Annotated in this window: 25 protein-coding genes and 2 pseudogenes; 9 read left to right on the forward strand and 18 right to left on the reverse strand. The window is 59.2% G+C overall.

Translation table 11 applies throughout. The features are described 5' to 3' along the window. Positions 1-133: 133 nt before the first annotated feature. The 7 genes and pseudogenes from C8J33_RS12750 to C8J33_RS12780 form a co-directional block, all read right to left on the reverse strand. Positions 134-1945, reverse strand: coding sequence for a glycoside hydrolase family 15 protein (locus C8J33_RS12750; RefSeq protein WP_110802754.1), 1812 nt, complete (start codon positions 1943-1945; stop codon positions 134-136). Beyond that, positions 1938-2750, reverse strand: a complete 813-nt coding sequence (locus tag C8J33_RS12755) for an SDR family oxidoreductase (protein ID WP_245420212.1) — start codon at positions 2748-2750, stop codon at positions 1938-1940. Before C8J33_RS12755 ends, C8J33_RS12750 begins: the two co-directional genes overlap by 8 nt. A 220-nt stretch (positions 2751-2970) precedes the next feature. After that, a pseudogene (locus C8J33_RS27520) lies at positions 2971-3099 on the reverse strand (oxidoreductase); the annotation flags it as partial. Between the two features lie 212 nt (positions 3100-3311). Beyond that, a complete protein-coding gene (locus tag C8J33_RS12765) occupies positions 3312-3929 on the reverse strand; it encodes a hypothetical protein (RefSeq protein WP_132664589.1) in 618 nt (205 codons plus the stop codon). Positions 3930-4028: 99 nt separating this feature from the next. After that, positions 4029-4805: a molybdopterin-binding protein gene (locus C8J33_RS12770; protein ID WP_132664590.1), complete on the reverse strand. Its 777-nt coding sequence runs from the start codon at positions 4803-4805 to the stop codon at positions 4029-4031. Next, positions 4802-5665 carry a cytochrome b/b6 domain-containing protein gene (locus C8J33_RS12775; protein ID WP_110802751.1) on the reverse strand — a complete coding sequence of 288 codons (864 nt, stop codon included), beginning with the start codon at positions 5663-5665 and terminating at the stop codon, positions 4802-4804. Before C8J33_RS12775 ends, C8J33_RS12770 begins: the two co-directional genes overlap by 4 nt. Positions 5666-5811: 146 nt before the next feature. Continuing rightward, positions 5812-6063 carry a pentapeptide MXKDX repeat protein gene (locus tag C8J33_RS12780; protein WP_110729561.1) on the reverse strand — a complete coding sequence of 84 codons (252 nt, stop codon included), beginning with the start codon at positions 6061-6063 and terminating at the stop codon, positions 5812-5814. Positions 6064-6245: 182 nt separating this feature from the next. Here C8J33_RS12780 and C8J33_RS12785 point away from each other — a divergent pair, with 182 nt between their 5' ends. Both C8J33_RS12785 and C8J33_RS12790 read left to right on the forward strand, forming a co-directional pair. Beyond that, positions 6246-6803, forward strand: coding sequence for a sigma-70 family RNA polymerase sigma factor (locus tag C8J33_RS12785; RefSeq protein ID WP_110802750.1), 558 nt, complete (start codon positions 6246-6248; stop codon positions 6801-6803). Then, the gene (locus C8J33_RS12790) at positions 6787-7434 is read left to right on the forward strand and encodes a DUF1109 domain-containing protein (RefSeq protein WP_132664591.1); all 648 of its coding nucleotides are present in this window, start codon (positions 6787-6789) and stop codon (positions 7432-7434) included. Before C8J33_RS12785 ends, C8J33_RS12790 begins: the two co-directional genes overlap by 17 nt. A gap of 113 nt (positions 7435-7547) precedes the next feature. Here the strand turns inward: C8J33_RS12790 and C8J33_RS12795 are convergent, their stop codons facing one another. The 5 genes from C8J33_RS12795 to C8J33_RS12815 form a co-directional block, all read right to left on the reverse strand. Beyond that, a complete protein-coding gene (locus C8J33_RS12795) occupies positions 7548-8192 on the reverse strand; it encodes a phosphoribosyltransferase family protein (RefSeq protein WP_110802748.1) in 645 nt (214 codons plus the stop codon). Next, positions 8182-8862, reverse strand: coding sequence for an energy-coupling factor transporter transmembrane component T family protein (locus C8J33_RS12800; RefSeq protein WP_110802747.1), 681 nt, complete (start codon positions 8860-8862; stop codon positions 8182-8184). Before C8J33_RS12800 ends, C8J33_RS12795 begins: the two co-directional genes overlap by 11 nt. Beyond that, positions 8859-10382, reverse strand: a complete 1524-nt coding sequence (locus C8J33_RS12805; protein WP_110808036.1) for an ATP-binding cassette domain-containing protein — start codon at positions 10380-10382, stop codon at positions 8859-8861. Before C8J33_RS12805 ends, C8J33_RS12800 begins: the two co-directional genes overlap by 4 nt. 19 nt (positions 10383-10401) lie before the next feature. Continuing rightward, positions 10402-10974 (reverse strand): aminotriazole resistance protein, encoded by a 573-nt coding sequence (locus C8J33_RS12810; protein WP_132664592.1) that lies wholly within the window; start codon positions 10972-10974, stop codon positions 10402-10404. Between the two features lie 229 nt (positions 10975-11203). Then, positions 11204-11893 carry a phosphoribosyltransferase family protein gene (locus C8J33_RS12815; protein ID WP_132664593.1) on the reverse strand — a complete coding sequence of 230 codons (690 nt, stop codon included), beginning with the start codon at positions 11891-11893 and terminating at the stop codon, positions 11204-11206. Between the two features lie 111 nt (positions 11894-12004). Between C8J33_RS12815 and C8J33_RS12820 the strand changes: the two genes are divergently transcribed. Further along, complete coding sequence (locus C8J33_RS12820; protein WP_132664594.1) at positions 12005-12925, forward strand: LysR family transcriptional regulator; 921 nt, start codon at positions 12005-12007, stop codon at positions 12923-12925. 306 nt (positions 12926-13231) lie between these two features. Here the strand turns inward: C8J33_RS12820 and C8J33_RS12825 are convergent, their stop codons facing one another. Beyond that, the gene (locus C8J33_RS12825) at positions 13232-14485 is read right to left on the reverse strand and encodes a hypothetical protein (protein ID WP_245507168.1); all 1254 of its coding nucleotides are present in this window, start codon (positions 14483-14485) and stop codon (positions 13232-13234) included. A 183-nt stretch (positions 14486-14668) separates the two neighbouring features. Next, positions 14669-16207: a hypothetical protein gene (locus tag C8J33_RS12830; protein ID WP_207904034.1), complete on the reverse strand. Its 1539-nt coding sequence runs from the start codon at positions 16205-16207 to the stop codon at positions 14669-14671. A gap of 202 nt (positions 16208-16409) precedes the next feature. On the opposite strand from C8J33_RS12830, the gene C8J33_RS12835 reads away from it, so the two are divergent. Beyond that, positions 16410-17723, forward strand: a complete 1314-nt coding sequence (locus C8J33_RS12835; RefSeq protein ID WP_110802741.1) for a hypothetical protein — start codon at positions 16410-16412, stop codon at positions 17721-17723. Positions 17724-17893: 170 nt separating this feature from the next. Here C8J33_RS12835 and C8J33_RS27800 read toward each other — a convergent pair whose 3' ends face one another. Genes C8J33_RS27800 through C8J33_RS12850 form a run of 3 tightly spaced genes read right to left on the reverse strand, consistent with a single transcriptional unit; the run spans position 17894 to position 19173 of the window. After that, positions 17894-18130, reverse strand: a complete 237-nt coding sequence (locus C8J33_RS27800) for an RES domain-containing protein (RefSeq protein WP_110802740.1) — start codon at positions 18128-18130, stop codon at positions 17894-17896. Beyond that, a complete protein-coding gene (locus tag C8J33_RS27525; protein ID WP_281015778.1) occupies positions 18031-18510 on the reverse strand; it encodes an RES domain-containing protein in 480 nt (159 codons plus the stop codon). Before C8J33_RS27525 ends, C8J33_RS27800 begins: the two co-directional genes overlap by 100 nt. Then, a complete protein-coding gene (locus C8J33_RS12850) occupies positions 18511-19173 on the reverse strand; it encodes an XRE family transcriptional regulator (RefSeq protein ID WP_132664595.1) in 663 nt (220 codons plus the stop codon). 483 nt (positions 19174-19656) lie between these two features. On the opposite strand from C8J33_RS12850, the gene C8J33_RS12855 reads away from it, so the two are divergent. The 3 genes and pseudogenes from C8J33_RS12855 to C8J33_RS27530 all read left to right on the forward strand — a co-directional run. Further along, on the forward strand, positions 19657-20568 hold the full coding sequence (locus C8J33_RS12855) for a PhnA-like protein (protein WP_132664596.1): 912 nt from the start codon (positions 19657-19659) through the stop codon (positions 20566-20568). 51 nt (positions 20569-20619) lie between these two features. After that, complete coding sequence (locus C8J33_RS12860; protein ID WP_110802815.1) at positions 20620-21114, forward strand: ferritin-like domain-containing protein; 495 nt, start codon at positions 20620-20622, stop codon at positions 21112-21114. 263 nt (positions 21115-21377) lie between these two features. Next, positions 21378-21918 (forward strand): annotated as a pseudogene (locus C8J33_RS27530) (mechanosensitive ion channel family protein); the annotation flags it as partial. Between the two features lie 201 nt (positions 21919-22119). Here C8J33_RS27530 and C8J33_RS12870 read toward each other — a convergent pair. Continuing rightward, positions 22120-23499: a PLP-dependent aminotransferase family protein gene (locus C8J33_RS12870; RefSeq protein WP_110802735.1), complete on the reverse strand. Its 1380-nt coding sequence runs from the start codon at positions 23497-23499 to the stop codon at positions 22120-22122. Between the two features lie 298 nt (positions 23500-23797). Here C8J33_RS12870 and C8J33_RS12875 point away from each other — a divergent pair, with 298 nt between their 5' ends. After that, positions 23798-24217: a DUF983 domain-containing protein gene (locus C8J33_RS12875; protein ID WP_110802734.1), complete on the forward strand. Its 420-nt coding sequence runs from the start codon at positions 23798-23800 to the stop codon at positions 24215-24217. 58 nt (positions 24218-24275) lie between these two features. Then, the gene (locus tag C8J33_RS12880; protein WP_110802733.1) at positions 24276-24692 is read left to right on the forward strand and encodes a DUF983 domain-containing protein; all 417 of its coding nucleotides are present in this window, start codon (positions 24276-24278) and stop codon (positions 24690-24692) included. The last annotated feature ends 167 nt before the right edge of the window (positions 24693-24859 follow it).

The following is a 24859-nucleotide window of genomic DNA, read 5'->3' on the forward strand; positions in this document are numbered from 1 at the left end:
GCGTGCCACCGCCGGCAAACTGATGAAAGGGTTATTGCTTATTTGCCCGATATTTCCAGCGTCATGTCTCAGGCGCGTTGAAAGGTGGTGACCGAAATTTGTTTTGAACGCGACGACAATGGCATAAACTCCATCAGGGTTGCCAATTCGGGCGATGCGACGGATCTAGGCGACGATCTGTGAAGAAGGCAGCGCTGATGAATGCAAGGTGCGTCAGCGCCTGCGGAAAGTTGCCGAGTTGCCTGCCTCGGACATCTTGCTCTTCGGCAAAGAGGCCAAGTGTATTGGAATAGCGCATGCCCTTGGCCAGCGTTAGCTGAGCCGCGTCAAGACGTCCGGCACGGGCGAGGCACTCGGCATACCAGAACGTACAGGTGGTGAAAGCACCCTCGTCGCCCTCAAGGCCGTCCGTGACGCGATAGCGATAGACGAGACCATCGTCGCTGAGCTGCTCACCGATGGCGTCAAGCGTTTTTAGCCAGACCGGATCGGTAGACGAGACGAAGCGCACGAGCGGCATCATGAGAAGGGCTGCGTCGAGCTCCTTCCCACCGCGCTCCTGTACGAAATAGCCGTCCTCGGGATGACGAAAGTTCTCCCACACATCAGCATTGATGGCGTCGCGGCACTCCGCCCAGCGCACGATCGGTGCCGGCAGGGAGCGTTTTTTCGCAAGCCGGATCGCGCGGTCGAGCGCCACCCAGCACATGAGGCGTGAATGCAGGAAGTGGCGCGGTTCCGACCGCATCTCCCAGATCCCGGCATCGGGCTTCTGCCAGTGCTCGATGACATACTCAACGAGGTTTCGAACGTGTTCCCAGCCATTATGGCTGATGGCCTCGCCATATTTGTTGGAGAGATAGACGCTGTCCATCAGTTCGCCGAAGATATCCAGCTGAGTTTGAACACTCGCACCATTCCCAATACGGACGGGCCGGCTGCCGGCATAGCCGGAAAGATGCGGTAATTCCTCCTCGTCCTTTGCCTCCGATCCGTCGATCGCGTACATGATACGCAGCGGATGGTCGGCATCCGACGCCATGACGCGCTGGCCCGCCCATCGGCCGAAATGCTGCGCCTCCTCTAGAAAGCCGAGCCGCATGAAGGCATACACCGTGAACGAGGCATCGCGGATCCACGTCGCGCGATAGTCCCAGTTTCGACCGCCACCGATCGCTTCGGGAAGCGAGAATGTCGCGGCCGCAGCAATCGAGCCGTGCTGGCGCGAGCTCAAAAGCTTCAAGGCAAGGGCCGAGCGCAGCACCTGCTCGCGCCAGCGGCCCCGGTAGGTCGCTTTTCCAGCCCAGCTTCGCCAGGCAGCCGTCGTTTCAACAATCTCGGCGGAAAGCATCGCGTCGTCGGGAATGGTGAGATCTTCGCCACCAAGCGTAAACCAAGCCGTTTTACCAACCGAAAGCTCGAACGTCGCCTCGGCTGCGCCATCGTTCGCAGTCAAGGGGATCGATGCGAAGAGATGCATCGTCAAGTCTTTGCCCGTAAACTTTACCCCACCATCGATGGTGGAAATGTTCGGGATCTCGCGGGCATAGTCGAAACAGGGTGCGCAGCGGATTTTGAACAAGATTGTTCCCCGAGTCACCGAGATCCGGCGAAGGATGCAGCGGGCAGTATTTCCAGGGTGAACCCGGGCATCCGGATGCGGCATGAGGTCCAAGACCTCCGCGCTCCCGCCATCCGCCATCCAGCGAGTGATCAGAACGTTCGTCTCAGGCACATATAGTTGAAGACGGCGCGGTTCGACAAGTTGCGGCGCAATCGAGAATGCACCACCCCTCTTTTCATCGAGGAGCTCCGCAAAGACGGTAGGACTGTCGAGTGCCGGCCAGCAGAGGTAGTCGAGCGTTCCGTCTTGCGCGACCAGCGCCGCCGTCTCCATGTCTCCGACAATCCCATGCTCACTGATGGCGCGGTCTGGCTTAACCATTGTCACGGAACTCCGGATAGAGCGACATGCCGCCATCGACGAAGAGCGTCGTGCCTGTCACATAGTCAGCCTCGTCAGAGGCGAGCCAGACAGCGGCGCGGGAGACGTCTTCCGGCTCGCCGATGCGACCATAGGGGATCAGCCGGAGAAGCTTGGTCAGGGCCTCGTCGGTCTCCCAGGCATCCTTATTGATCGGTGTGCGGATGGCGCCCGGCGCAATCGCATTGACCCGGATGCCCTCGGCGGCCACTTCCTGAGCGAGAGATCGCGTCAGCATTCGCACGCCGCCTTTGGCCGAAGCATAATTGACGTGCCCGGCCCAAGGGATAATCTCGTGCACGGAACTCATGGCGATAATGCTCCCGGCACTGCGCGCGGGCCGGCCCTCCCTGGGTTGCGATCTGAAGCGACGCACGGCCTCGCGGGCGCAGAGGAACTGGCCAGTCAGGTTGACGTCGATAACGGTATTCCAGTCTTTGAGCGAAAGATCGGCAATAGCCGCATCCTTTTGGACACCGGAGTTGGAAACGAGCACATCGACGCGTCCAAACGCTTCGACGGTCTCATCGAAGAGCTTGGCGACGTCGTCTTCCTGCGAGACGTCAGCCTTCAGGGCAAGAGCCTTCCCACCTTTGCTTTTGATCCTGGTAACCAGCTCTTCGGCGGGCTGCTGATGAGAGCGGTAGTTGACGATCATGGCTGCACCGGCCTCCGCCATCGCCTCGGCAACGGAGATACCGATCCCGGAGCTGGCACCGGTGACGATGACTACATGGTTCTGGAGCATCTGGTCATTGGCTGTCATCACATGCCTTCTGTTCGTTTGCGCTTATATGATCTGTCTCCGGGAGGTGCTGCCGGATGCATCCAATGCGTTATCGTGCGATACGACGAGATAGAGCTCGCTCTCTTGGAAAGAAGGATGGGGCAAAATATGTTCTGCAACATTGGCTCGGTAAAACCGCTATCTCCGTCTCAGAACGCCTTCGACAGCCTCCTTCACCGGCTGGTTTCTGGGTGACTGGTCAGAAATCCACCATGGTCGTATGCACGACGGTCTCGTTGACGTCAGCATCGTCGGGCTTTTCAATTGCGAAGCGGACGGCGCGGCCGATAGCATCCGGAGTCAGCGCGATGGCGCGGTATGTCTTCAGCTACTATTTTTCCGATTGGATGGACGGCAAGACACGTGCACCTCCAAAAGAGTCGAACCTCGTCCCCGCAAACTGTTTTTGTTAAGCGTTTAACGTCGTCTCGTTCCCATTCAACGAGCCTCTGACATAGATTTTGCGGGTATCACTTAGACTACCGAACTTGGTTACCCCGCCGCAAGCAAATGAAGCTCGCGGCGAGATATGCTTACGCCTTACATCGGCGGCTGAACGCCGTTGGTGCCAACCACGACGCGGCTGCTTGAGATCGAGCCGTCGGCGGCCTTCTCGGACGGCACGAATACCGTGGCGCCGCTTTTCAGATCTGCTTCAACAGCCCGTGCGAATGTCACGACCGGCGTGCCCGCGAGGATGGATATCTTCTTTTCCTTGCCCTTGTAGGTCACCGTCACTGTCTGGCCATCGACGGATTTGACGGCGTTGGCAACGGTCGCGTTCGTCATCGAGCTGTTCGGCTTCAGGTCCCAGGCATAGCTCCCTTCGCCCGTGCCCTTCATGGCTGCGGGGAAAATCAGCACTTCGAGCGCACCATCGCCGCCTTCGGCCGTCGGCAACGATGCAATGCCGACAAAGTCGCCGGTCTTGATGTCGTCGATGGAGGCCTTGGCGACGCTGGAGACCTTCCAACCGTCGGTCAGCATGATCTTCGCATCGGTACCCTCGCGGGTTTTTACCGACAGCATATTGCCTTCGAGGCTTTCCACGACGCCGCGCACCTGGATCTGGTCGGCCGCCTGAACGGCTGTGCTGAGCGTTGCGCCCATCAAGACACCCGTCAGCGCCGCGATGCTGGTTTTTGAGAGATAGGACATGTGTCATTCCTTGTTTATCCCCTGTCGTCACGTCCGGCGAATGCGGGGTGTTATTCGCCGGTTTCGCAAGGCTGGTCGGTTTCGACCGCCTGCAGAACCTCAGATCCCGGCGTACCATTCGTAGCCGCGATCCTCCCAGAAGCCGCCATTGCCGCCATAGAGGTTCTTGAGATCGGCAACGGCCTCGATGCGCATGACATATTTCGCCTGCTTATAGCCGAGCTGCCGCTCGACCCTTAGCCGCAAAGGTGCGCCGTGCGGCACCTCCAGGTCGCGGCCGTTCATGGCATAGGCAAGGATGGTCTGGGGGTGGAAGGCATCGACGAGGTCGATGCTCTCATAATACCAGCCGCTGCCGTCGAGGGTCTTTTCGTATTCGTCGGCACAGTGGAATGCGATGTAGCGAGCGTCCTTCTTCAGGCCTGCGGCGCGCAGCACGTCACCAAGAGGCACACCCGTCCACTGGCCGATCGCACTCCAACCTTCGACGCAGTCGTGCCGGGTGATCTGCGTGCGCGCCGGCATCGCCTTCAATGCGGCGAGCGAGATGCTTGCCGGGCGCTCGACGAGCCCTCCGACGTGCAGTTGCCACTGCGCGAAGTGGCTTGCGAGAAGCGACTGGTATCCTGCGCCGTCCGGCATGGAGGTTCCGTTGGCACGAAACGTCGGCGAGATCTCGATCACGCCGAACTCACGTGCCAGCGCCGTGTCGCCAATCAAAAACCGCTGCGTCCGCATGGTCAGGCTTTCCGCCATCTTGATCACAGATTGGACATTACCGTTTTCGACCAGCGCGTCGCAGCCGGCGAGACCGAGCGTCGAGGCGGTCAACGTGGAGCCGATGAGAAACCGGCGGCGGGTGAGAAAATTGTTCATGGCGCGGTCTTTGATGCCTTGAGGGATGGTTCCGTACGGATCGCGTAGCGGCCCGTGATCATGGAGCGCATGTTGTTGAAGACGCCGGATGCCAGCACCATGGCGATATGAACGACGACGAAGGCAACGAGCGATGTCGCGAAGATGAAGTGGAGCGTGCGGGCGGACTGCCGACCACCGAAGAGATCGAGCAGGAAGGGCGCGAACGCGTTGAAGCCCGGCGACATGGTGAGGCCGGTCAGGATCATGCCCGGAAGCATTAGGAAGATGACGACGAGATACGTTATCTTCTGGAGGGCGTTGTAGTGGCGCGCCTCCTCACCCTTGGGAAACCGCAGCCGGGAATGGTCGGCGATCTCATGGCCGAGATGGGCGAGCGTCAGCTCGGCTTTCGTCGGCACGAGATCGCGCCGGAAATGCCGCGATACAAAGCCATAGGCGAGATAAACAAGACCGTTGATGACGAAGGCCCAGGCGAAAAAGAAGTGCCAGCGACGCCCCGTGGCGAGATCCTGATAGCTGGGAAGCGTGATCCAGGCTGGGAAGCCACGCGCCGTGGGTTCGCCATCGACCTCGGACACACCGAGCACGCCCGTGGTGTCGAGCGAGAGAGGGCCGACGCGCGTGACGCCCTTCAAACCGCCATCGTTCTCGAAGGCTTGCAGAGACAGGACAGACGGATCGTCATCGGCGCCATACTGACCCCAGTATAGGCTCGGATGCGCATTGAAGATCTGCAATCCGCTAGCGAGAAGGACTGTCATTGCAAGCACGTTCAGCCAGTGCGACAGCCGCACGGTCAGGCTGTGACGGCGGATCAGCGTTTGCTGACCGGATGTCGTGGAAGATGAGCCGAACATGACGTTCCCTCCGAGGTCGGTGATATCGTGACAGTGACCAAGACCTACCTTGCGTGTCCGAAGGCTGATCCGGAAACGTCGTTCCCCGGCTCTTGCAGAACGTTCTACGAACCGGGAAACGACGAAGATCACTGCAGCGAGAGTACTTACATGGCGTCGCAGCCCTTCATCATGTCGGCTTTCTTCATGCTGTCCTTTTCCATGTCGGCCTTGTTGGTGCAGTCGGCCTTGGTGCCTTTCATGGCGTCGTGTTTCATGGCATCAGGCTTCATGGCCTCGGTCTTCATCGCGTCCGGCTTCTTCATGGCGTCCGTGCTGGTCTGGGCCTGTGTCGCACCGAACGAGAGGGTGAGGCCCAGAATGATAGCGGCGGTGGCGGTCATGAGGCGATAGGTCATGATGGATCTCCTGGTGATGTGCAGGACGCGGACTGCGTCGACGGTCACGGGAAACTCATTCGGACCAGACGCTGATCCGGTTACAGGCATCACGCCGATGTGATCGTACCGGGAATTCGCTCGCTTTTTTCAAGATGCACTGTAACCGTTTCTGCACTGCACCGTATGAGCCTCCCAGAGACATGACAGATGTAACCGAGTCCGAGCTGAAGGTGCTGATGCTCTTGTCCCTTGATGGGGACGAGAAGGCCTATCGGTGCCTACTTGATGTGCTCCGGCACCTGCTGGAACACTACTACGGGCGACGCCTTGCCCGGGCGGACAAAACGGATGTGGACGACCTAGTGCAGGAGACGCTGCTCGCGCTGCACCAGCGGCGGATAACGTATGATCGGGAGCGACCTTTCACGGCATGGTTTTTTACCATCGCCCGGCACAAGCTAGTGGATCATCACCGCAGGACGGGTGGACGTGGTCACGTCGGGCTGGATGCTGTGGAAGCCATCCCGGACGGCTACCGCGAGGATGCGGTGGCCGCACAGATAGACATTCAAAGGCTGCTGGCCGTCCTTCCCGCGTGGCAGGCGGAGGCGATCCGGCAGGTACGGCTCGACGGTCGGTCCATCGCCGAGGCCGCCCTGCATTCGGGACGGTCGGAGGCGACGGTCAAGGTCAGCATCCACAGAGGTATCAAGGCACTGGCAGCAAGATTGAGAGGCGATCATGGCAAAGGTGAATGAGCTGATCGACGATCTCGTGCGGGATCTCCGGCCGGTGCGCAAGGATGCGCTCGGGAGGCTTCTCGTCGGAGCGCTGATGCCGGGCATGCTGCTCTCGGCAGCGCTGATCCTTCTCGGCCACGGGCTGCGCCCGGATCTTAGCGCCGCCTTGTCCCTACCCGCCTTCTGGATAAAATCCGCCTATCCGCTGCTGCTCGCCATCATCGGGCTCAGCACCCTGATGGCTGTCGCGCGCCCCGGCGGACGGCCAATCGGAGCAGCCGTTCCCCTCTCGATTGTCTACGCGCTTCTGGTCGTCATGGCAGTGGTGCAGATACGCCAGTCATCCTCTCCAGAAGAAAGCCGGAGGCTCGTCATGGGCATCTCCGCCTGGTTCTGCCCACTGATCATCCTTGCGACAGGAGCACCAATGATGGCCGCGGTATTCTGGTTCCTGCGCAAAAGCGCCCCGACATCGCCGACCTTAGGTGGAACCATTGCAGGCATGACCGCCGGCGCGCTTGGGGCGTGGGTCTACAGCTGGGGCTGCATCGAGAACGGCTTGGCCTTCGTTGCCCTTTGGTACACGCTCGGCATCGTGCTGTGCGCAGCAATCGGCGGCTTGATGGGACGGCTTTGGCTACGGTGGTGAGGTTTGAGAAAAAACGTCAAAGTCATCCCCGCAGCAGCACATCACGGCGCACCTTTTAGTGCTGGGACCAGCGCTTTTTATTGGCTCTTACCACGGATCACAGCCCCCAGACGTCAGGTGCCGGCAATCGGTTCCCAGTTGCCGTCGTGGCCGGGTGAAAACTGGGGAATGTGTGCAAGGCTACGGACGAGGGGTTCGTCGGCACCCAGTATCTGCTTCCAGTCGGTCGCCTCCGTCAGAATAACGCCAATGCCGACCACCTCGGCGCCTGCCTTGCGCACGAGATCCAGCGAGCCTTTCATGCTGGAGCCGGATGCGACGACGTCGTCGACGACGACGACGCGCTTGCCCTTCAACAGCGGAACCGCCGCACGGTCGAGGAGAAGGCGCTGCTCGCCCTTGGAGGTGATCGATGAAATCCGCTGTTCCAGCGCGTTTGCGAGATGGAGTTTCGGCGATTTCTGCAGAATGACATAGGCGTCGAGGCCGAGGGCACGGGTGACGTCGATGGCAACCGGAATCCCGAGCGTCGCCGCGCCGACGATGATGTCGGGCTCGAGCGGCTTGAGTTTGGCCGCCAGTGCCTGTCCGATATGCTCGCCGAATTTGACACCGAGATCGATCACCATCATCAGCGAAATGGCAAAGTCCGGCTTGATCGCCACGATTGGCAGATCGATGGGCCAGCCGGCGACGTCCACCCGCCAGCTTTGTCCGGTTGCCGGGTCCGTTTTTGCGTCTGCGGGGTCAGTTGTCATCGGCTTTGTCCTTCATGTTCATGCGAGGCTCGACCATCGGGCCGACAATGCGCCATGTGGTTCGCTTTTGTTTGAGGTCGAACCCGTAAATGGAAAGAGAAAAGGAAATGGCGTGCGCCATGCGAATGGCCTGGACGAGAAGCGGAATGCCGCGCGCAAGCGCAAACCGCAGTTTCGTCGGCAGGCTCACGTCGTCGATCTCCATGCCGCGTGCGCGCTGGGCATCGGCGATGCGCTCGAAATCGTCGCGCAGCATGGGGATGATGCCGAAGGTCAGCGACAGGACAAGCGTAACGACCGGCGGCAGCCGCGCAGCGCTTGACGCTGCAAGGATCGAGCCGGGCGTGCTGGTTTCCATGACGAAGAAGAAGGCGGCCGTGGTCGTCACGAGGCGCGCAGCCATGCCGGCGGCAATCGGCAGGGCTTCAGCTGTCGTTGCGCCCTGCAGCCACAGGTTCACCAACCAACTGACAACGACCATGCCCGACAGCAGCAGCGCGCCCTTGATGTAGCCGCGCAGGCCAGGCACGCCGGCAAGCCACAGGAAGGCGACGGTGAGAACGGCAAACGGCAGGCCAAAGCGCCAGCCAGGCACCAGCCAGGCGACCAGCATCACCGAAAAGGCAAAGGCCAGCTTGATGAAGAAATTGATCTCGTGCAGCCGGTTCATCCGATCTCTCCGGCCATCTGGCGATAGGGCGGCGGCCAACCGAGCTGGCGGAAGGTTGCGCTCTCCCAGCCTTCGTTGAGCGTGCCATCAAACGCGATCGCGCCGTCGTCGAGGATCATCATGCGGGTCGCCACATCGTCCACCAGTTCGAGATCGTGCGAGATCAGCATGACGGATCGACCACTTTCCTGCAGGGTGGCAATGAAGAGATCGAGCATGCGCCGCCCCTTGAGGTCGCGGGCCAGCAGGGGTTCGTCGACGATGGTGATCAGCGCGCCGGCCGCATCCGCGCAGGCGAGGCCGAGCAGCGCCTGCTGGCGGGCCGACAGAACGAACGGGTTGGCCTCGGCAAAGCCCGACAGGCCGTAACGATCGAGCGCCGCTGCGGCCCGCGCGAGAATGTTGGGATCCGTCGAGGTGGCGCTTGCGGCGGTGATGGCGAAGATCACCTCGCCGGTCACCGTCATGTTGAACAGGATGTGCCGCATGTTCTGCGGTATATAGGCAATCTTGCGCGCCCTGGCGGCGACCGTCCACGAGTTGGCGGCCTCCCTGTCGAGGACGAGCGCACCGGATGCGATCTTCTCAAGGCCGAGGATTGCCTTGAAGAGCGTCGTCTTGCCCGCGCCGTTGCGCCCGATCAGGGCCAGAACCTCGCTGGCGCGGATCTCGACATCCACCCCCTTGAGAACCGGCTGGCCGTCAGGACGTGCCAGCCGCGTGGTGAGGCCGCGTACCTCCAGCAGAGGCCGCCCGAGGATAGCGGGTGGACGCTCGGAGCGTTGCCGTAGCGGCGGCAACAGGCCCGCGTTGCGCCAGGGGTTATCGAGCGGCACGATGTTGGCAGGGGGAACGGGCTGCGAAAGGTGGCGATCGGACAGGAGCGCAATCCGGTCGATCACCGACAGGAGTGCCAGCGGATCCTGCTCGGCAACCAGGAGGGCCGAGACGGAACTCGCCACCGTTTGCAGAAGTGCTGCAAGCCGCGCCCGGGCCGCCGGGTCGAGGCCGGTTGTGGGCTCGTCCATTACTAGGATCAAGGGGCTTGCCGCAAGGGCCGCGGCGATCGCCACCATGCGCCGCTCGCCGCCGGACAGCGTCAGCACCCGGCGCCCGCATAGGGCTTCGATCCCGAAGGCCGCGATCAGTGTGCGCAACCGCTCGCGGATCACCTGTTTCTCGACGCCCCGGTTTTCGAGGGGAAAGGCAATGACATCCTCCACGCAGAGGTCCCAGAGCTGATCGTCGATGTTCTGAGAGACGAAGGCTATGGTGGAAAAGAGCTCGGTCTTGTCGAAAGTCGCGATCGGGCGGCCCATCAGGGTGACGTCGCCCGCATGGTCGGGGATCGGTAGGAGGCGCGGAATGAGGCCGGCAGCAGCGGCAAGAAACGTCGTCTTACCACTGCCGGCCTCGCCACAGATCAGGAGCCGCTGGCTCTCTTCGAGATGACAGTCCGTCTCGGCGATCACGGGATCGGGACCGCCGAAACCGAGACGAAGGCTGGTAATCTTGAGCACTTGATCTGTCCGGTTGGTCTCAGAAGCGCTTGAAGCCCGCCGGGTGGGCGCTTTTCAGGATCTTCATGGCCGGGACAATCAGCAGCGGCGTACCGATGACCATGGGCACAATGTCGGACAGGCCGATGTAACCGAAGGCCCACCAGAACGGGAAGATGCCAAGATATGCAAGGCTTGCGGACACGGCGGCGACCATGACGATGCCAACGGCGAGGCAGGCAAGCGCGATCTTGACGAGGACCGTGCGGTCGAAAGTGGTCTTTGCCGGATCAAACAGGAGGCCCGGAGCAAGGCCCGTCAGGCCGACCATGATGCCGTCGACGATCAGTGAATGGGCGGGAATGAACGTGCCGGCAAGAAGCGACCAGACGATCGTGCCGAGATAGCCGCAGATGAAGCCGCTACGCCAGCCGAGCAGAATGCCAATCAGCGGCGGAAGGAAGGCGAAAATCCGCCACTGGATGACGCCAGGCACGAGCTGGATCGGATTGGCATAGGTCCAGAGCACACCGGTGGCAGCGGCCGCGACAATGGACAGCACGAGCGGAAAGAGCGTGTTGCCGTCACTGTGTGAGAGAGTTGTCTGCTGCATTTTCATAGTTCCCCTTGCGTTAAGATAGACAGGTCTTCGGGCATGGCGCGCGCCCCTTGAGACCTCCCTTATGGTCTGTCGAAGGCGGTTGGGCTGATGAGCCGTCCGCTTGCTTTTCTGTTGTCCGCTGGTCCGTCCGGTCAGTTTTGGTCTTCCCTGAAAGACCCTCGCTTTTTGTTTCTGTATCTCGTTTCAGGAACGCTGGTGCCCCTTTATCCCCTGACGAACTCTAGCCTGCAGACCATCTCCCGACGTTCCGATTATCCTGACCGAACGCATGGCTTGCGCCTGTTCGCGCCGTATATTCCGTTGCTGCATCTGGTATGGCTATGCCGTCGAAGATATCGAACTGCGGGATGTGGCCGAGCGTGTTCACGAGGTCGGCATCCCGGCCCAGCGCGTGGCGCCAGGCGTGTCCCTCTGCAAGGATCGCACCGGCACCCACAACCTCGGCGCCGGCGCGGCGCACCAGACGGATCGCCGCAGCCATGCTGGAGCCCGTCGCGACTACATCGTCGATGACCAGCACGCGCTTGCCCTGCAGGAGCGCAATGGAGCGCCTGTCGAGCAGAAGCCGCTGGGAGCCGCCGGTGGTGATAGATCTGACGTCCTCGACCAGCGCTTCTGCGAGGTGGAATTTGGGCGATTTTTGCAGGATGACATACTGGTCAAGCCCGAAACGGCGTGACACCTCGATTGCCGCGGGGATGCCGAGTGTCGCGCTGCCCACCACAATATCCGGCTTCAACGCGGCAAACCGCGCCACCATCGCATCGCCGACAAGATCGCCGAAGCGCACGCCCATCTCGATGACCATGAGCAGCGCAATGGCGCGCCGATCGCTGAGGGCGATGATCGGAAGGTCGAACGTCTCGCCGGCAATATCCACACCAAAGGTCTCGGGAATGATCGGGTTCATGTGGGTCCTTCATCGGCAAGCCTCTATAGACAATCGATGGCGTGCCTTTTACAAACATCAAGATCCGTCCAGTGCGTTTCCTTTTTCTCAACACAGGGCCATCGATCTGCCATGAGCAGGCTGCTGTTCTCCCGTTTTGCCCAATATCTAGAGGCCATCGCCCGTCTCGGGTCCATCCGGAAGGCGGCGGCGGAACTGAACGTATCCGCTTCCGCCATCGACAAGCAGTTGATCCGCGCCGAGGAGGAGATGGGCGTGGCGCTGTTCGAACGGTTGCCGCGTGGCATGCGCCTGACTGCGGCAGGCGAGATCCTCATTCACGGCGTCAAGGGATGGCGCAAGGATTACGCCCGCATCACGTTCGAGATCGAACAGCTGAAAGGCCTGCGCCGCGGTGAGGTCAAAATCGCGGTTTCGCAGGAAACCGTATTCGATTTCCTTCCCGGCGCGATGGCCCGCTTCATGCGCGATCATCCCCGTATTCGCAACAATATCCTCGTTGTAGACTCCGATCAGGTTCGTAAACTTGTCCTGGACGGGTTTGCCGATTTCGGGCTGACGTTCAGCCCGCGGCCCTTGCCCGGCGTTACCGTCACCCGCTCCGCCCCTTTTCATCTGCACGCCGTCGTGCCGGCCGCCCGGCTACCCGAACCGGAGGCGACCCTCTCGCTTGAGGCGTTCTTTCAAAATCCAACAATCATTCCGGATGCCAGCACCCATCTTCGCGATGCCGTCGATGTCGCCGCCGCCCGGACGGGAACGCGGCTTCGGCCCGTGCTTACGACCAATAGTCTCGACCTCATGCGGTCGATGGTTCGAGAAGGTGCGGGATTCGGCCTGATCGCATTGTCGCAGGGCGCACAGGTCCAGCGGGACGACGGTCTCGCCTATCTACGCTTCAGCGACCGCGGTTTGCCACCCCTCACGCTCTCTCTCATCATCGATCCGCAGCGCAGCCCATCAATTACGTCGATTCTGATGCGCCAGTATTTTGAGACATACTTCGACGATCTGGAAAAAAGGCAGAAATGACATTAGGCGTTAAGCAAAGTGCGGTGATCGAAGATCAGCTTAGGAACGCCCTACCTCATCCTTCCGCAGCGGCAATTGACGATGTCAACGGCCATAGCCGAAACATGGCGTAAGCCGCTACGCCAGCAGCAGGGCCTTGAAGAGATGAAAATCGACGACCCTGACACCAGATCGCCCATGGGCATAAAATTTGTTTCGTCTAGGCGTTAACTTAGGCTTGGCAGCATAATAGATTCGGGCCGCCAGATGTCTGACCGCCTTTCGATTGGGATGCGTATCGGCATCGCGACCCCCCGCCGGTTCACACTAATTGAAATAGAAAGCGTAGGCCGCGAAATTCCCCTCAAAGATATTGGTAATCTGGTTCCACTCGCCGCTACTCATAGCTTTGCCATCCTGCAGGTAGGGTAACGCAGCCGGTCCCGTTACCCAGAGCACAAGGTCGAAAGGCTTAGGCTCTGTGAAAACTCTTGCAAGGTTGAAGCCCTTGTCGAAGCGCCAGTGCGGGACAAGGATCTTGCCATTGAGGGCGGCTTCAAACTGCGAGAGGACTGCGAGCCATGCTTGAATGCGTTCAGGCGTGACGTCAAAGGACGGCAGAACCCCGCTCTTTTGTTTTGGCCCCGGCAACCATTCATGATCGTCATCGGTTTCCTTGTCGATGAGTGCCCAGGTATCACGGTTGAGTACAATGACCTTCTTCAGGTGATCGCGCACTTCGCCCCACATTGCCGTGTCGGTAACCGGCCAGCGGATCGTATGAATAAGCGTGACGAAGTCGGCGATGTCATCAGCTTGCGCCTTATTGACGCCGAACGTCGTTATGTCATCCGCGCCTTTGCCATTGGCCACCGACAATGTCGAGACGGCCCGTGGGAAGATGACACCGAAACTCCCGTTCCAGCTTTCGGAAAAATCATGGGACAGCCACGCCTTGGCAACAGCCATCAGCAAATTGTCGTAGCCTTGCAGCCATTTGGCGTCGGCAGTGTCAAAACCGACGACGAAAGGCAGCGCCCCACCTTTCTCGTCCAGATTGGAAAAGGCCCGCCCAATGTAATCTTCCGGCCCGACCCTGCCGTCGCCATTCCAGTCAAAGCGCGCGACGGAGAGGTCGACTTTCAATTTTGCCGGCTTTTCACCGACGGCTGCAAGAGCCTTGTCGGCGGCATCCAGATCTTCAATGAAGGCAGCAAGAATGCCGCGAAACTGGTCGTATGTGATTGCCTCGGGATTTTCGTTTCGGGCAATTTCGCCGGAGCCCCGGCCTAGAAACATCTCATAACCGTCGGACTTGGAGCCAAAGCCATAGCGGTACAGCGACTGAGATAGTTTTTCGAATGCACGGGCCGATCGCACCAGACCGAGCCCCAACTGTGCGTCAGCGTTGTTAGGAGCCGCGGCAGCTGTGGACAACATCTGCTCGTCTGCCTCACCAAGGCGTCCATTGGCCAGATATTTTTGAAACAGCTCAGTTACGGCACCGTCTGCGCGCGCTGGAGAAGATTGGTATAAACACGCGAAGCTCGCCAAGATTACGATAGAAATAAGTTTTTTCACGACGATTTTCCGCTGTTATGACCTCTGAGGGCCTTGTTGTGTCAGATCGGACATTTGTTGAATTCTGCCGCCGGACGCAAACCTTCCCTAATGCCTGCGAGGCCGGTATCGCGGACTTTCCGATCGTCTGCGGCAGGGCGTGCCGCCAGTAACCGGCGCTCCGCGATTGTCACCGAATGAACTTCAGGGCTTGGTCTGGTCGGAAGGCGCTGTCTCAACCAAGGGAGCCGCCTCGTCCGAAGGCGCTGCCTCGTCAGTGGCCGGTGCGTCCGGCCCCTTGATTTGTTGGCCGTTGACGCTGACCGAGCCGTCGCCGGCGACCGCTACGTCCCAACGCTGCGCGCCATCGGGGTCGGCCTTGGCAAAACCCTTGATCATCATCAATCCGAAGGAGGCATTGTTCAGATCCGGATTGCTCTTTGCCAGTTCCTGCACAGCCGCGATCGTCTTGTCGTAGTCGCGCGCCACGATCGATGCGTTCACCCTGTAGTCTTTTTGCGTGTCGACGCGGCCTTCCATCTCCCCGGATACCTCGATGTTATAGACGCTAGACTCCGCGCTGACCTTCGGAAAATCAACCTTCAGGATGCCGCCCGGAAAAAGCTTCGCGGCGGCCTGTTGTCCCGCCTTCCTGCTGTCGCCCGTTGACGTGGTGAAATCTGTCTTCATGAACTCGTCGCCAAGGGCTGCGAAATCCATGCCCGAGACGCCGAACTGAATATCGAGTGCTTGAGGCAGGAAGGCGGTGTAACCCTCAGGAAGCAGCACGCTGTCTAGCGTCAAGTCGCCAGCATCCATCGCCACGCCAACGCGCGTCGCGTTGCTCGGCCCATCGACCGTGAAGTGATAGCCAAAGGACTTGGCGCCGCCGCTTCCGACGGCGCTGGTGACGGCGAGGTTGTTGAGTCTGATGGTTTCCTCAAGCGAGCTCAGCAGCGGAAAGGCTTTGCCGAGCATGTCCTTGAACTTGGTCTCGCTCTCCTTGGTGAGATGCTTCTGCTCGACGTGATCGAGCACGAACAGGACCATTTCCTTCAAGTCCTTGGCTGCAACGCCTTTGACCTTGGCATCGAAATCCAGGCTGTCTGCCGAGATCTGGATCGGCGGCATTTCCTTGCCGCTGACCTGCTCCACAAAGGTGCTGAGCTTGCCGTTGGCAGCAAAATCCAGGCGACCGGCAGTGGCGCTTTCGGCAGAGGTCAACTTGTAGATCATGTCGCCGAAGCTGGCCTTGACCACCTCGGTATCGGTGGATGAGATAAATTTCAGTTCCTTGGCACTGAAATCACCGGAGCGGAAGTAGCTGATTGCCGGGTCGAAGACCGAGTTAAACACCATGTTGGCAACCGAATAGGTGAAGTCCGAGCGCTTCTTGTCAGGCCCGATGAAATGCCCCGTGACATTGAGGTTGTTGTTGCCTTCCAGATCCCAGAGCCCGTTGTCCTGCGGTGTGGCGAACATTTTGAAGGGTTTTAGGCCCTTGATGTCGAAATCCGTTTTCTTGATCTGCGCCAGGAGTTTGGAGAAGTCATAGCCGATCTCGTAGCGCGATCCGGCCGGCGTGACCGTAACGGGCGCACGCTTGGCGATGTCCTTGGGCAGCAGGTGATTGAGAGTGTCACGGATGTTGTTGGCCCCGTCCTGGCTAATATCTGTCGCGGACGCCCCCGTGGCAAAAGCCATAATAATGGCGGTCGTCGCCGTGATAAGCCTATGACGCATCTCGATAAATCTCCCTTGGCCGCATAAAGGCGGGCATGTGTGATTGCCGTAGCTCCGATGTCAAGCCTGAAAACCGCCTTAAACCAATTCGAACCGGCGGCACCATGCAGGCCCAGAAGTCAAGATCTTGGGTTCGTGAACCAATCAGCGTCTTATTAGGAACAATCATATCCCTGGCGAACCGCGGCTGTGGGCGTTAAAGATGAACGATCACAACCGGATGTGGATAGACATGCGCCTTCCTCTTGCTGCTTTGATTGTCTTTTCCTTCGGAACCGGTGTTGCGCATTCGGCTGAGGCGGTTACCTACGTCGGCTCCATCGGGTCTCTGCCAGTCATCCTTGAATTGGCGTCGCCGGGTGCCGATGGTTTGCGGGCCGGACGCTATGCCTATCTTGCCAAAGGCGGTGACATCCCTTTGCATAGCATGAAGGTCAAGGATCCTGACGCCATGCTACTTTCCGAAGAAAAGCCTTGTACCGAAAAGCTCTGCAAAACCGCCGATGGTGACGTCATCGATGTTGCGCCTATCGCCGCTGAATGGAACTTGAAAACTGAAGGCAGCGGCGAGCGACTTTTGGGGACATGGCGGGACAAAGAGAGTGGCAAGACGCTGCAGGTCAAGCTCGTCAAGAAGGGCAAGCGGACGATATCCGATAGCGAACCAGACCTGCTCGCTGCTCTCGACCCAAGCTACGCGCTCACCGGGACCGACCAGCCGATGGTGCTGAGCAAAGACAGCTTGCCCTACGACTTCCTGAAAATGGATCGCCCTTTCAAACAAGGCGTCACGACCAATCTTGGCCACAGAAGCTACCGCATGGATGAAGACAGCCGAACCGGACTTTCTTATCCGGTTGTCCTTTCGATTGGAAAAGTCGATCCGGCACCGATCAACCGCTACCTGGCGCAACAGCGCCTGCAGCTTGCCTTGTCCGCCTTTTCCTGCATGGCAAGAGCCTATCTTGGCTTCGGCTGGTCGGGACAGGATGCGGAAGGTACCAGCGGATATGACGGCGGTGGATCTGTAACGGTTGAACATCTGACTTCGCGCCTAGTCGGTATTGCAGAGGGTGGCAGCTATTGGTGCGGTGGCGCTCATCCCAGTAATTTCGGGGATCATCGTCTCGCCGATGCGCGAACGGGCAAGGCACTCGTGCCGGAAACCCTGCTGCGCGGCTGGACCGCAACCAACGGAGACGGAACTGTGGTCGATCCTTCTACGGTCGCGGACCCCTCGTTGCTAAGCTTTGGCCCGAGCGAGAGCTTGATCCAGTTCATTCTTAAAAACCGCGAGAAATTCGATGACGAGACGGAGAAAGGGTGTGGGTATGAAGACCTCATCCGGAGCAGTCTCGCAGTCTACTTCACCACCAGTGACCTCGTTTTCACCCTGCAGGGCCTGCCACACGTCATATTCGCCTGCACCGACGATCTCCTGACGGTTCCCCTCAAAGATGCTCGTCCGCTCCTTACAGAGGAGGGTGCCGGATATTTCGAGGTTCTGGATCTCTGAAGTTATGTCATCTGGGGCGGCCGGATCATGTTGAGAGACAACAATATTCGGACACTGTGTGCAGAAACAAGACCTGGAAATTGCTTGGCTTTGATCTGAACCTGACGGTCGTGAAGGGAATTGAACTGTCGACCCTGTGCCGGGAACGGCCAGCACTTCCCGGCAATGCATCAAGGGAAAGAGACCGTGCTCAGCCTGAGGTCGTTGATGACAGCGGCGAGCCCTGGTGCGCCGATCAACGGCACTACGCGGGCCGGTGCCAGCTTGGGGACTGCACGCCTAAAGACAGCGATATTTGTGTGGCCGTTCAGGCGAGATGGATAAATGATGCCATCAGGAAGTGACGGGTGCTCGTGGAATGCCAGCGACCAGGAGCGCGCAAGGCTCTGAAGCGAGGATTTTGCCACGTCAGTTGGAACCCCATCCTGATCGCGTGGTCGTCGCGCAGGTCGACAAGGCTGAGGTCTGCGGTCGTCTCGACCTCAGCGTCGCGTCGCGCGTAGATCTCCTTTTCATCGATCGGAAGATCGCCGACAAGACCATCGCAGCGATCACGCAGAACCGCCTCAAGGAAGCAGACCTTGAGTGTTTCGCCCAGATAAAGAACGCCGAAGCGCTTCGTTGCATCACGTCGGCGCGGGTCGCTGAAACGACTTGGCGTTTTTCCAAATCCCAACGGGTCCGGAAAAACGCTTGCGTAAATTCGGCCAAAGCGACGCCCTGAAGGAATCGTTTCAATATCGAGCGGCTGACGCTCGAAACCGGCAGGCGGTTTGATACCAGCCATTTAGCGGAAGTCACCGTGGGCAATGCCCTCGGCTGCGGCGATCACGTCGCCATCCTGGCCCCGCTTCAGGGCGTCGAGCCCGGTGCGACCGTCAAGCGCACTGTGGGGCGAAACAAGGAAGCGGTAAACGGCCCAGGCACCCGCCAGGATCTCGTGCAATTTTGGAAGCGCTGCATAGGCTCGGCCATCCCGGTCAAGCTGCCAGGCCGGGAAACGGAACCCTCGCTTGGCGCCACCCAGGCCGAGCACCTGGCCGTTTTGACGCTTTGTATTGACCGTGACACGGGAAACGCCAAGAAGATCTGAAAAGGCGTCGGCGCTGAGCATATCGTCTTCGGATAGGATCTCTGCAACACGGCGATGGCCGCGCTCTCGTGCGGAGGACAAGGCTGCCGTCAATTCGTCGTCCGGTTCCCCAGCCTCTTCGACCGGAAACGCACTGTCGCCAACCAGCGGGTCTTCCTCAACGATCGAAATTGTCTGCGCTCCTGCGCGCGGATGCACGACGACGCGGAAACTCACCTGATGGCCAGCCTTCTGGCTCAGTTGCACTGCCTTGGTATAGTGATTGAGCAACGCTTTTTCGAAATCGGCTTTGCGGGGCAGCTTCATCGATAGCGCGATATTTGGAGTTTCGCTTGCTGAAGTTTTCGTGCCGGGCATGACAATCCACCTTTTGAAGGCAAAATAGCCAGTCGCTGTCAACTCGCCAAGCTCGTTAAGTTCGTAAAGACAATCTCCCGAGTTATCCAACCCTGTGTGTTTCACACAGAGCCTACACGCCTTGAAGGGATACAAATCAGCGACCCTCCGTTCGAGGCGATTTCAACAAGAAAGCCACGCTCTCATATTCGGCGCATCTTTAGTGCTTCTGTAATGGGCCTTTGTTCGTCAATTCCCTCTGAATGATTATCCCGTCGCCGGGATCATGCTTCTGTCCGTGGTCAGCACGAAGACCGCCACACCATGCCATCAGATCCAGAACCGGCAGATCAATCTAGGAAGCGTGGTTTGCCGAAGCATTCACAGCACTACACACGATCTTGCCAAGCAACCATCTCCGAGGCGGCGGATCACAGGGGAACATGTTCACCTACAGCGAGTTGTCCGGCATTCACGAATTCGTGAATCGCAGGAGAACCCGGCATGACGACACCTATTTCCACAAACCTAACTCATGACACTCTACAACGCGTCGATCCTGATGTGACGGCGGGCTTTCATAAGGTCTCGTGGGGATCGATCTTCGCAGGCGTGGTCATCGCCTTGGCTGTTCAATTCCTGCTGAACCTTCTCGGTGTGGGGATCGGGGCCGCGGTTCTCGATCCAGCGACGTCCGACAATCCGGCCCCCGGCACTTTTTCGATCGCTGGCGGCATCTGGTTTGTCGTCGCGGGCATCGTCTCCGCCTTTATCGGCGGTTACGTCGCCAGCCGCCTGTCTGGGCGTCCCAGCAACTCGACAGGAGGTTATCATGGTCTGACGTCCTGGGCTGTGACGACTCTTGTCGTGCTGTATCTGCTGACGACGTCCGTTGGCGCGATCATCGGCGGCGCTTTCAGCGGCCTGACGAGCGTCATCGGAGGTGTTGGCCAAACAGCTGCAACGGCCGCAGGTGTTGCAGCACCGTCAATCGCAAACTCCGCCAACCCTATGGCAGGCATCGAGCAGCAGGTTCGCAGTTCGACCGGCAACGACGCGCAGGCCCTTCAGGACGCGGCTGTTTCAGCCGTACAAGCGGTGATGACGGGCGATGAGGCGACGGCGGAAGACGCCCGGGTTCGTGCGGCAGAAGCGGTTGCCCGCGCACAGAATATCCCCGTCGAGCAGGCCCGAACAGAGGTCGATCGGTATGAAAAATCCTACCGTGAGAATGTGGCGGCAGCCAAGCAGCAGGCCATTGACGCGGCACAGGCTGCCACGGCTGCCGTATCCGTTGGCGCTATTCTAGCATTCGTAGCGCTGGTTCTTGGCGCAATCGCTTCCTGGTTCGGCGGCATAACAGGTACGAAACGTAGCGGCTTCGTAGAAACGCAAACCACGCGCCGAACCATCTAACATCAGACCGGAATTGTCCGCGTCGATAATTATCTAATGGAGATTTCCAACATGGCTTCTACCAAAACACTCGACGAGCTCTTCCACGACACTCTCAAGGACGTCTACTTCGCCGAGCGTAAAATCGTAGAGACGCTTCCGAAGATGCACGAGGCCGCCACGAACGGTCAGCTGAAGGCAGCATTCGAGAAACACTTGTCTGAGACGCAGGTCCATGTCGAACGCCTGGAACAGGTATTCAAGATCATCGGCAAGGCTCCGGAACCCAAAACCTGCGACGCCATCCTCGGCATTACAAAGGAAGGCGCCGAGATCATGGAGGAATATGAGGGTTCGCCTGCTCTTGACGCTGGACTGCTTGCAGCCGCACAAGCCGTCGAACATTACGAGATGTCGCGCTATGGCACGCTTCGCACCTGGGCACTGGAGCTCGGGCTCAACGACGCCGCCGGGCTTCTTCAGACGACGCTCGATGAAGAACAGGCCACCGACCTGACCCTTACGTCCATTGCTACCTCGGTCGTCAACCAGAACGCTGAACGCTAAACGTCGCCAGGCGAAATTGAAAAGGGCCGCCCACAGCGGCCCTTTTCCCATTTACTGTCAGATGAGAAACCACCTTGGCCGACTTGAAGACGCCAAGCCCGAAGCTGGAGAATGACTATCTTTTGCCCGTTGGAAAGAGGCTGTCTTAGCTCGATGAAAACATCGTAAGCAACACGGCATGGGATGACGAGCCGGCTGAAGCCGCTGGTTTTTTTTAGGAAGAACGTGCCAAGATGCTCATCAATCACGAACGTACGGAGGTGGAGACCCTCGTCAAGGATGTCATCGGCACGGTTTTCTAGTTGCTCGACGACGCTTTTCGGATTGGAGAAGACATCCAGGCGAAGGACTACATGGGCACCGTCGAAGGCTTCAGCCTCCGATCGATGAAGCTCTTTGGCTATCGGTGACCCGTCTATACACTTCCGTTCGGAGAACTCAGGGCTGTCCAGAACATGAGCCGCGACTGGGTCATCGACAAGTTCCGGACCACCGTCGGCGTCGACACCAATTTGGAGTAGGCCCGCAAGATTACCAAGCGGATCGGGGCGGAGCTGCAAGACGGCCCGGAGCTGGGAAGCCAGTTCATCCAGCCGCTGAGAATAAAGGGTATCGAGGCGTTCGGGGGACTACGGCATCGTGCTGATTTTCCCGATGACGACCGTTCCCGGACCGAAGAACTTCATGCGCAGAAAGAGGTACGCGATGATAAGCGAGGTGTTCCGGACCGAGGGGATCGCGTTCGCGCAACCTACGGTCCAGGTCGGGGATGACGGCCGGCATTCGGGAGCTGTCGCGGCGGCTGCAAGGTACCCCTCGTCCATCCTGATGGGACGCGACGGTTCCGTTATGCATCAACAGTCCGGGGTTGAGGACGACCTCGCGGTGGGAGCGCGGATCGCTATGGCGCTATCCGTCAGGATGCCCGGTCCTGCTTCTCGGTCGACTGTGCAGGATGACGGCGGATGTGCCGCCGGCCTTTGCGAAGTCCTGCGGGAGCGACACTCAAACCACCATCGTAGAAGTGGCTGGCGCTTGAGACAGCAGGTCACCAAGGATAGCCAAGCTCCGCTTCAGTTCCTCGACGGAACCCGCAGCACCTAGACCGATCCTGACCGCCTCGGGAGCGCTCGATATCGCGAAGGCATCGCTGGCAACAACGCCAACCCCGACTGAACGCAGCCTCGACACCAATTCCCCTCGTGTCCAAGGTTTCTGTACGGGAAGCCATGCATGGAAACCTCCAGTAGACGCGGCGGCATTGTGAGGCAGTGTCGCCCGCAACACCTGCAGCCTTGTTGCACTCTCTCTCATTATCTCGTCTCGCACTTCATCAGCCATTCCTGTCTCGATCCACCGCGAAGCGATCGCGCTGGTGAGTGGCGAGACGAGGGATGCCGAGGCCCTGATAGCGTTGGCGACCCTGAGGGACCGACCTTCCGGCACAGCGACGTAGGCGACGCGCAGCGCCGGCGACAGGCATTTCGACAGACTGGCGACATGAAAGACAGTCTCCGGTGCTATCGCTGCAAGGGGTGTGGGCGCATCGGGAACCAGTGCGCCGTAAGCATCGTCCTCGATTACTGGAATATCATACGCGCGCGCTACGTTAATCAGTTCACGGCGACGGTGGAGGGGCATGGTCCTTGTCGTTGGGTTGTGAAGCGTCGGCATACAGTAAAGCGCCTTTGGCCGTGCGGCTTTACAGGCCTCTTCGAACGCTGTCGGGAGCAGGCCGTGATTGTCCATCTCCAAGGGCGCGAGCTTTAGGCGCAGATGCGACGCGACGGATCGGAAACCTGGATAGGTCAGTTGCTCCACGCACACCGTATCGCCAGGCTCGGTAAGTACGCCAAGCACCGCATGAAGCGCCCCTTGAGCGCCGGCGGCTACGAGGACGCGTTCCGATGTGACACCCGGAAGCCTCCGAGACAGCCAACCCGTCGCAACGACGCGATCGCTCATGATGCCTCCCGGCTCCTGATAGCGCATCAGCAGATCGAGGCCCTGATCCTCCAGATCTCTCGCCGCCTCCCACATTCTGCGTGTGAGAGAGCTGTTCTGAAAACGCGGCGGCAAGTTCATGCTCATATCGACCAAGCCAGAAGGCTGTACAACGCGCGAGAGCGTGCTTCGCCGTGCCTTCACATACGTCCCCTGACCGACCTTCCCTTCAATCAAGCCGCGGCTCTGAGCTTCCGCATAACCGCGGCTCACCGTTGTGAAATCGATATCCAGGTCTTCCGCCAGTCTTCGCTGCGTTGGAAGGCGCGTACCTTCGGCAAGTTGTCCGCTGGCGATATCGGCGGCCAGTGCGTCGGCAATCGCTAGATAGATCGGGCCATCCTTTGTGCTCAGCTTCGGTGACCATGTTTTCGCAGTCATAAACGCCCCCTACATCCAATCAATAGAAAACTATATGGATATTATATGCTCGCCGCAACGGCCGTTATGAATAACGTTATAGCCCTGACAAAGTTGGAAAGTGTTTTAGCGGCCGGCCAACAGAAGCATAGGGGGTCATTTTAACACATGTATAGCGTCGTTCTGGCTCATTTAATCCCCTGCAGTACCAAAGAGCGGGCGCGCGGATCGAGTGCGACAATTCGCGCGTCGCCATATTGATAGGATTATTGTATGTAGATTCAATACATATAATCTCCGACATTGAAAGGCTTGAGAGATGACAACCCAGCCGCAGCCACTCTCACCAATGAAGACGGGTGTCCGGGGACTTTGCCCCCGATGTGGTCAGGGACACCTCTTTGAGGGGTTTATGAAGCTGAAGCTGAAATGTGAGGCCTGTGGTCTGGACAACGGATTTGCTGATCCTGCCACTGGCACGGCATTCTTCGTGAACTGCTTCACGTTCATTCTGGTCGCCGTTGTCGTCTCCGCCTGGATCGAGATCGCCATGAGCCCTTCATTGTGGGTGCACATCCTTGTTTCTCTACCCATCGTTCTGATGGCTTGCGTACTGCCGTTGCGTCCGTTGAAGGGGTGGCTCGTAAACAGCCAGTTCTTCTACAAAACCAGGAGAGGCAAGATTCCGTCGGGATATGCAGCGCCTGAGACGGCAACTCCAGGCGCAGACAAGGTTTGAACGGACATGGTTTGCCGTATCCATCCGGTCGATCACTAGATGCAGAAAGGATTGATCGATGACCAGCCAATGGCCTCCACTTCGTCCCCTCAAGACAGGTATCCGAGGGCTTTGCCCCCGGTGCGGGCGAGGACACCTCTTCGAAGGCTTCCTGACATTGAAACCGGCATGCGAAGTCTGCGGTCTCGACTACAGTTTCGCTGATCCGGCTGACGGGCCAGCGTTCTTCGTCATCTGCTTTACATGTGTGCCAGCGGTCGCAGTCGCCTGCTGGATCGAGGTCACTTTCAATCCTTCACCCTTGTTGCATCTCTTCACCTCATTGCCCCTGACACTTCTTGCCTGCCTTCTGCCGCTCCGCCCGCTGAAGGGATGGCTCGTCAACAGCCAGTTCTTCTACAAGGCCGAGGAAGGAAAGATTGATAGGGACTACGTCAGGCCGAAGACCGTGCCCCCAGACGCTGATCGGGAGTGAGGCATCCTGACTTTGAACATCGGAGAGATGTAGCGGTATGAGTGGACGGGACGACGCGCTGCCCCCTCCGGCCGCCTTGGAAGAACGCTTCAGCATGATCGAAGTGCCCTAAGATCGTCAGATACACTGGGCCTCGCAACAGACACCTGCTAACGACCGCTTGGAAA

The organism is Rhizobium sp. PP-CC-3G-465, assembly GCF_004343445.1.
GTDB classification, from domain to species: Bacteria; Pseudomonadota; Alphaproteobacteria; order Rhizobiales; family Rhizobiaceae; genus Ferranicluibacter; species Ferranicluibacter rubi.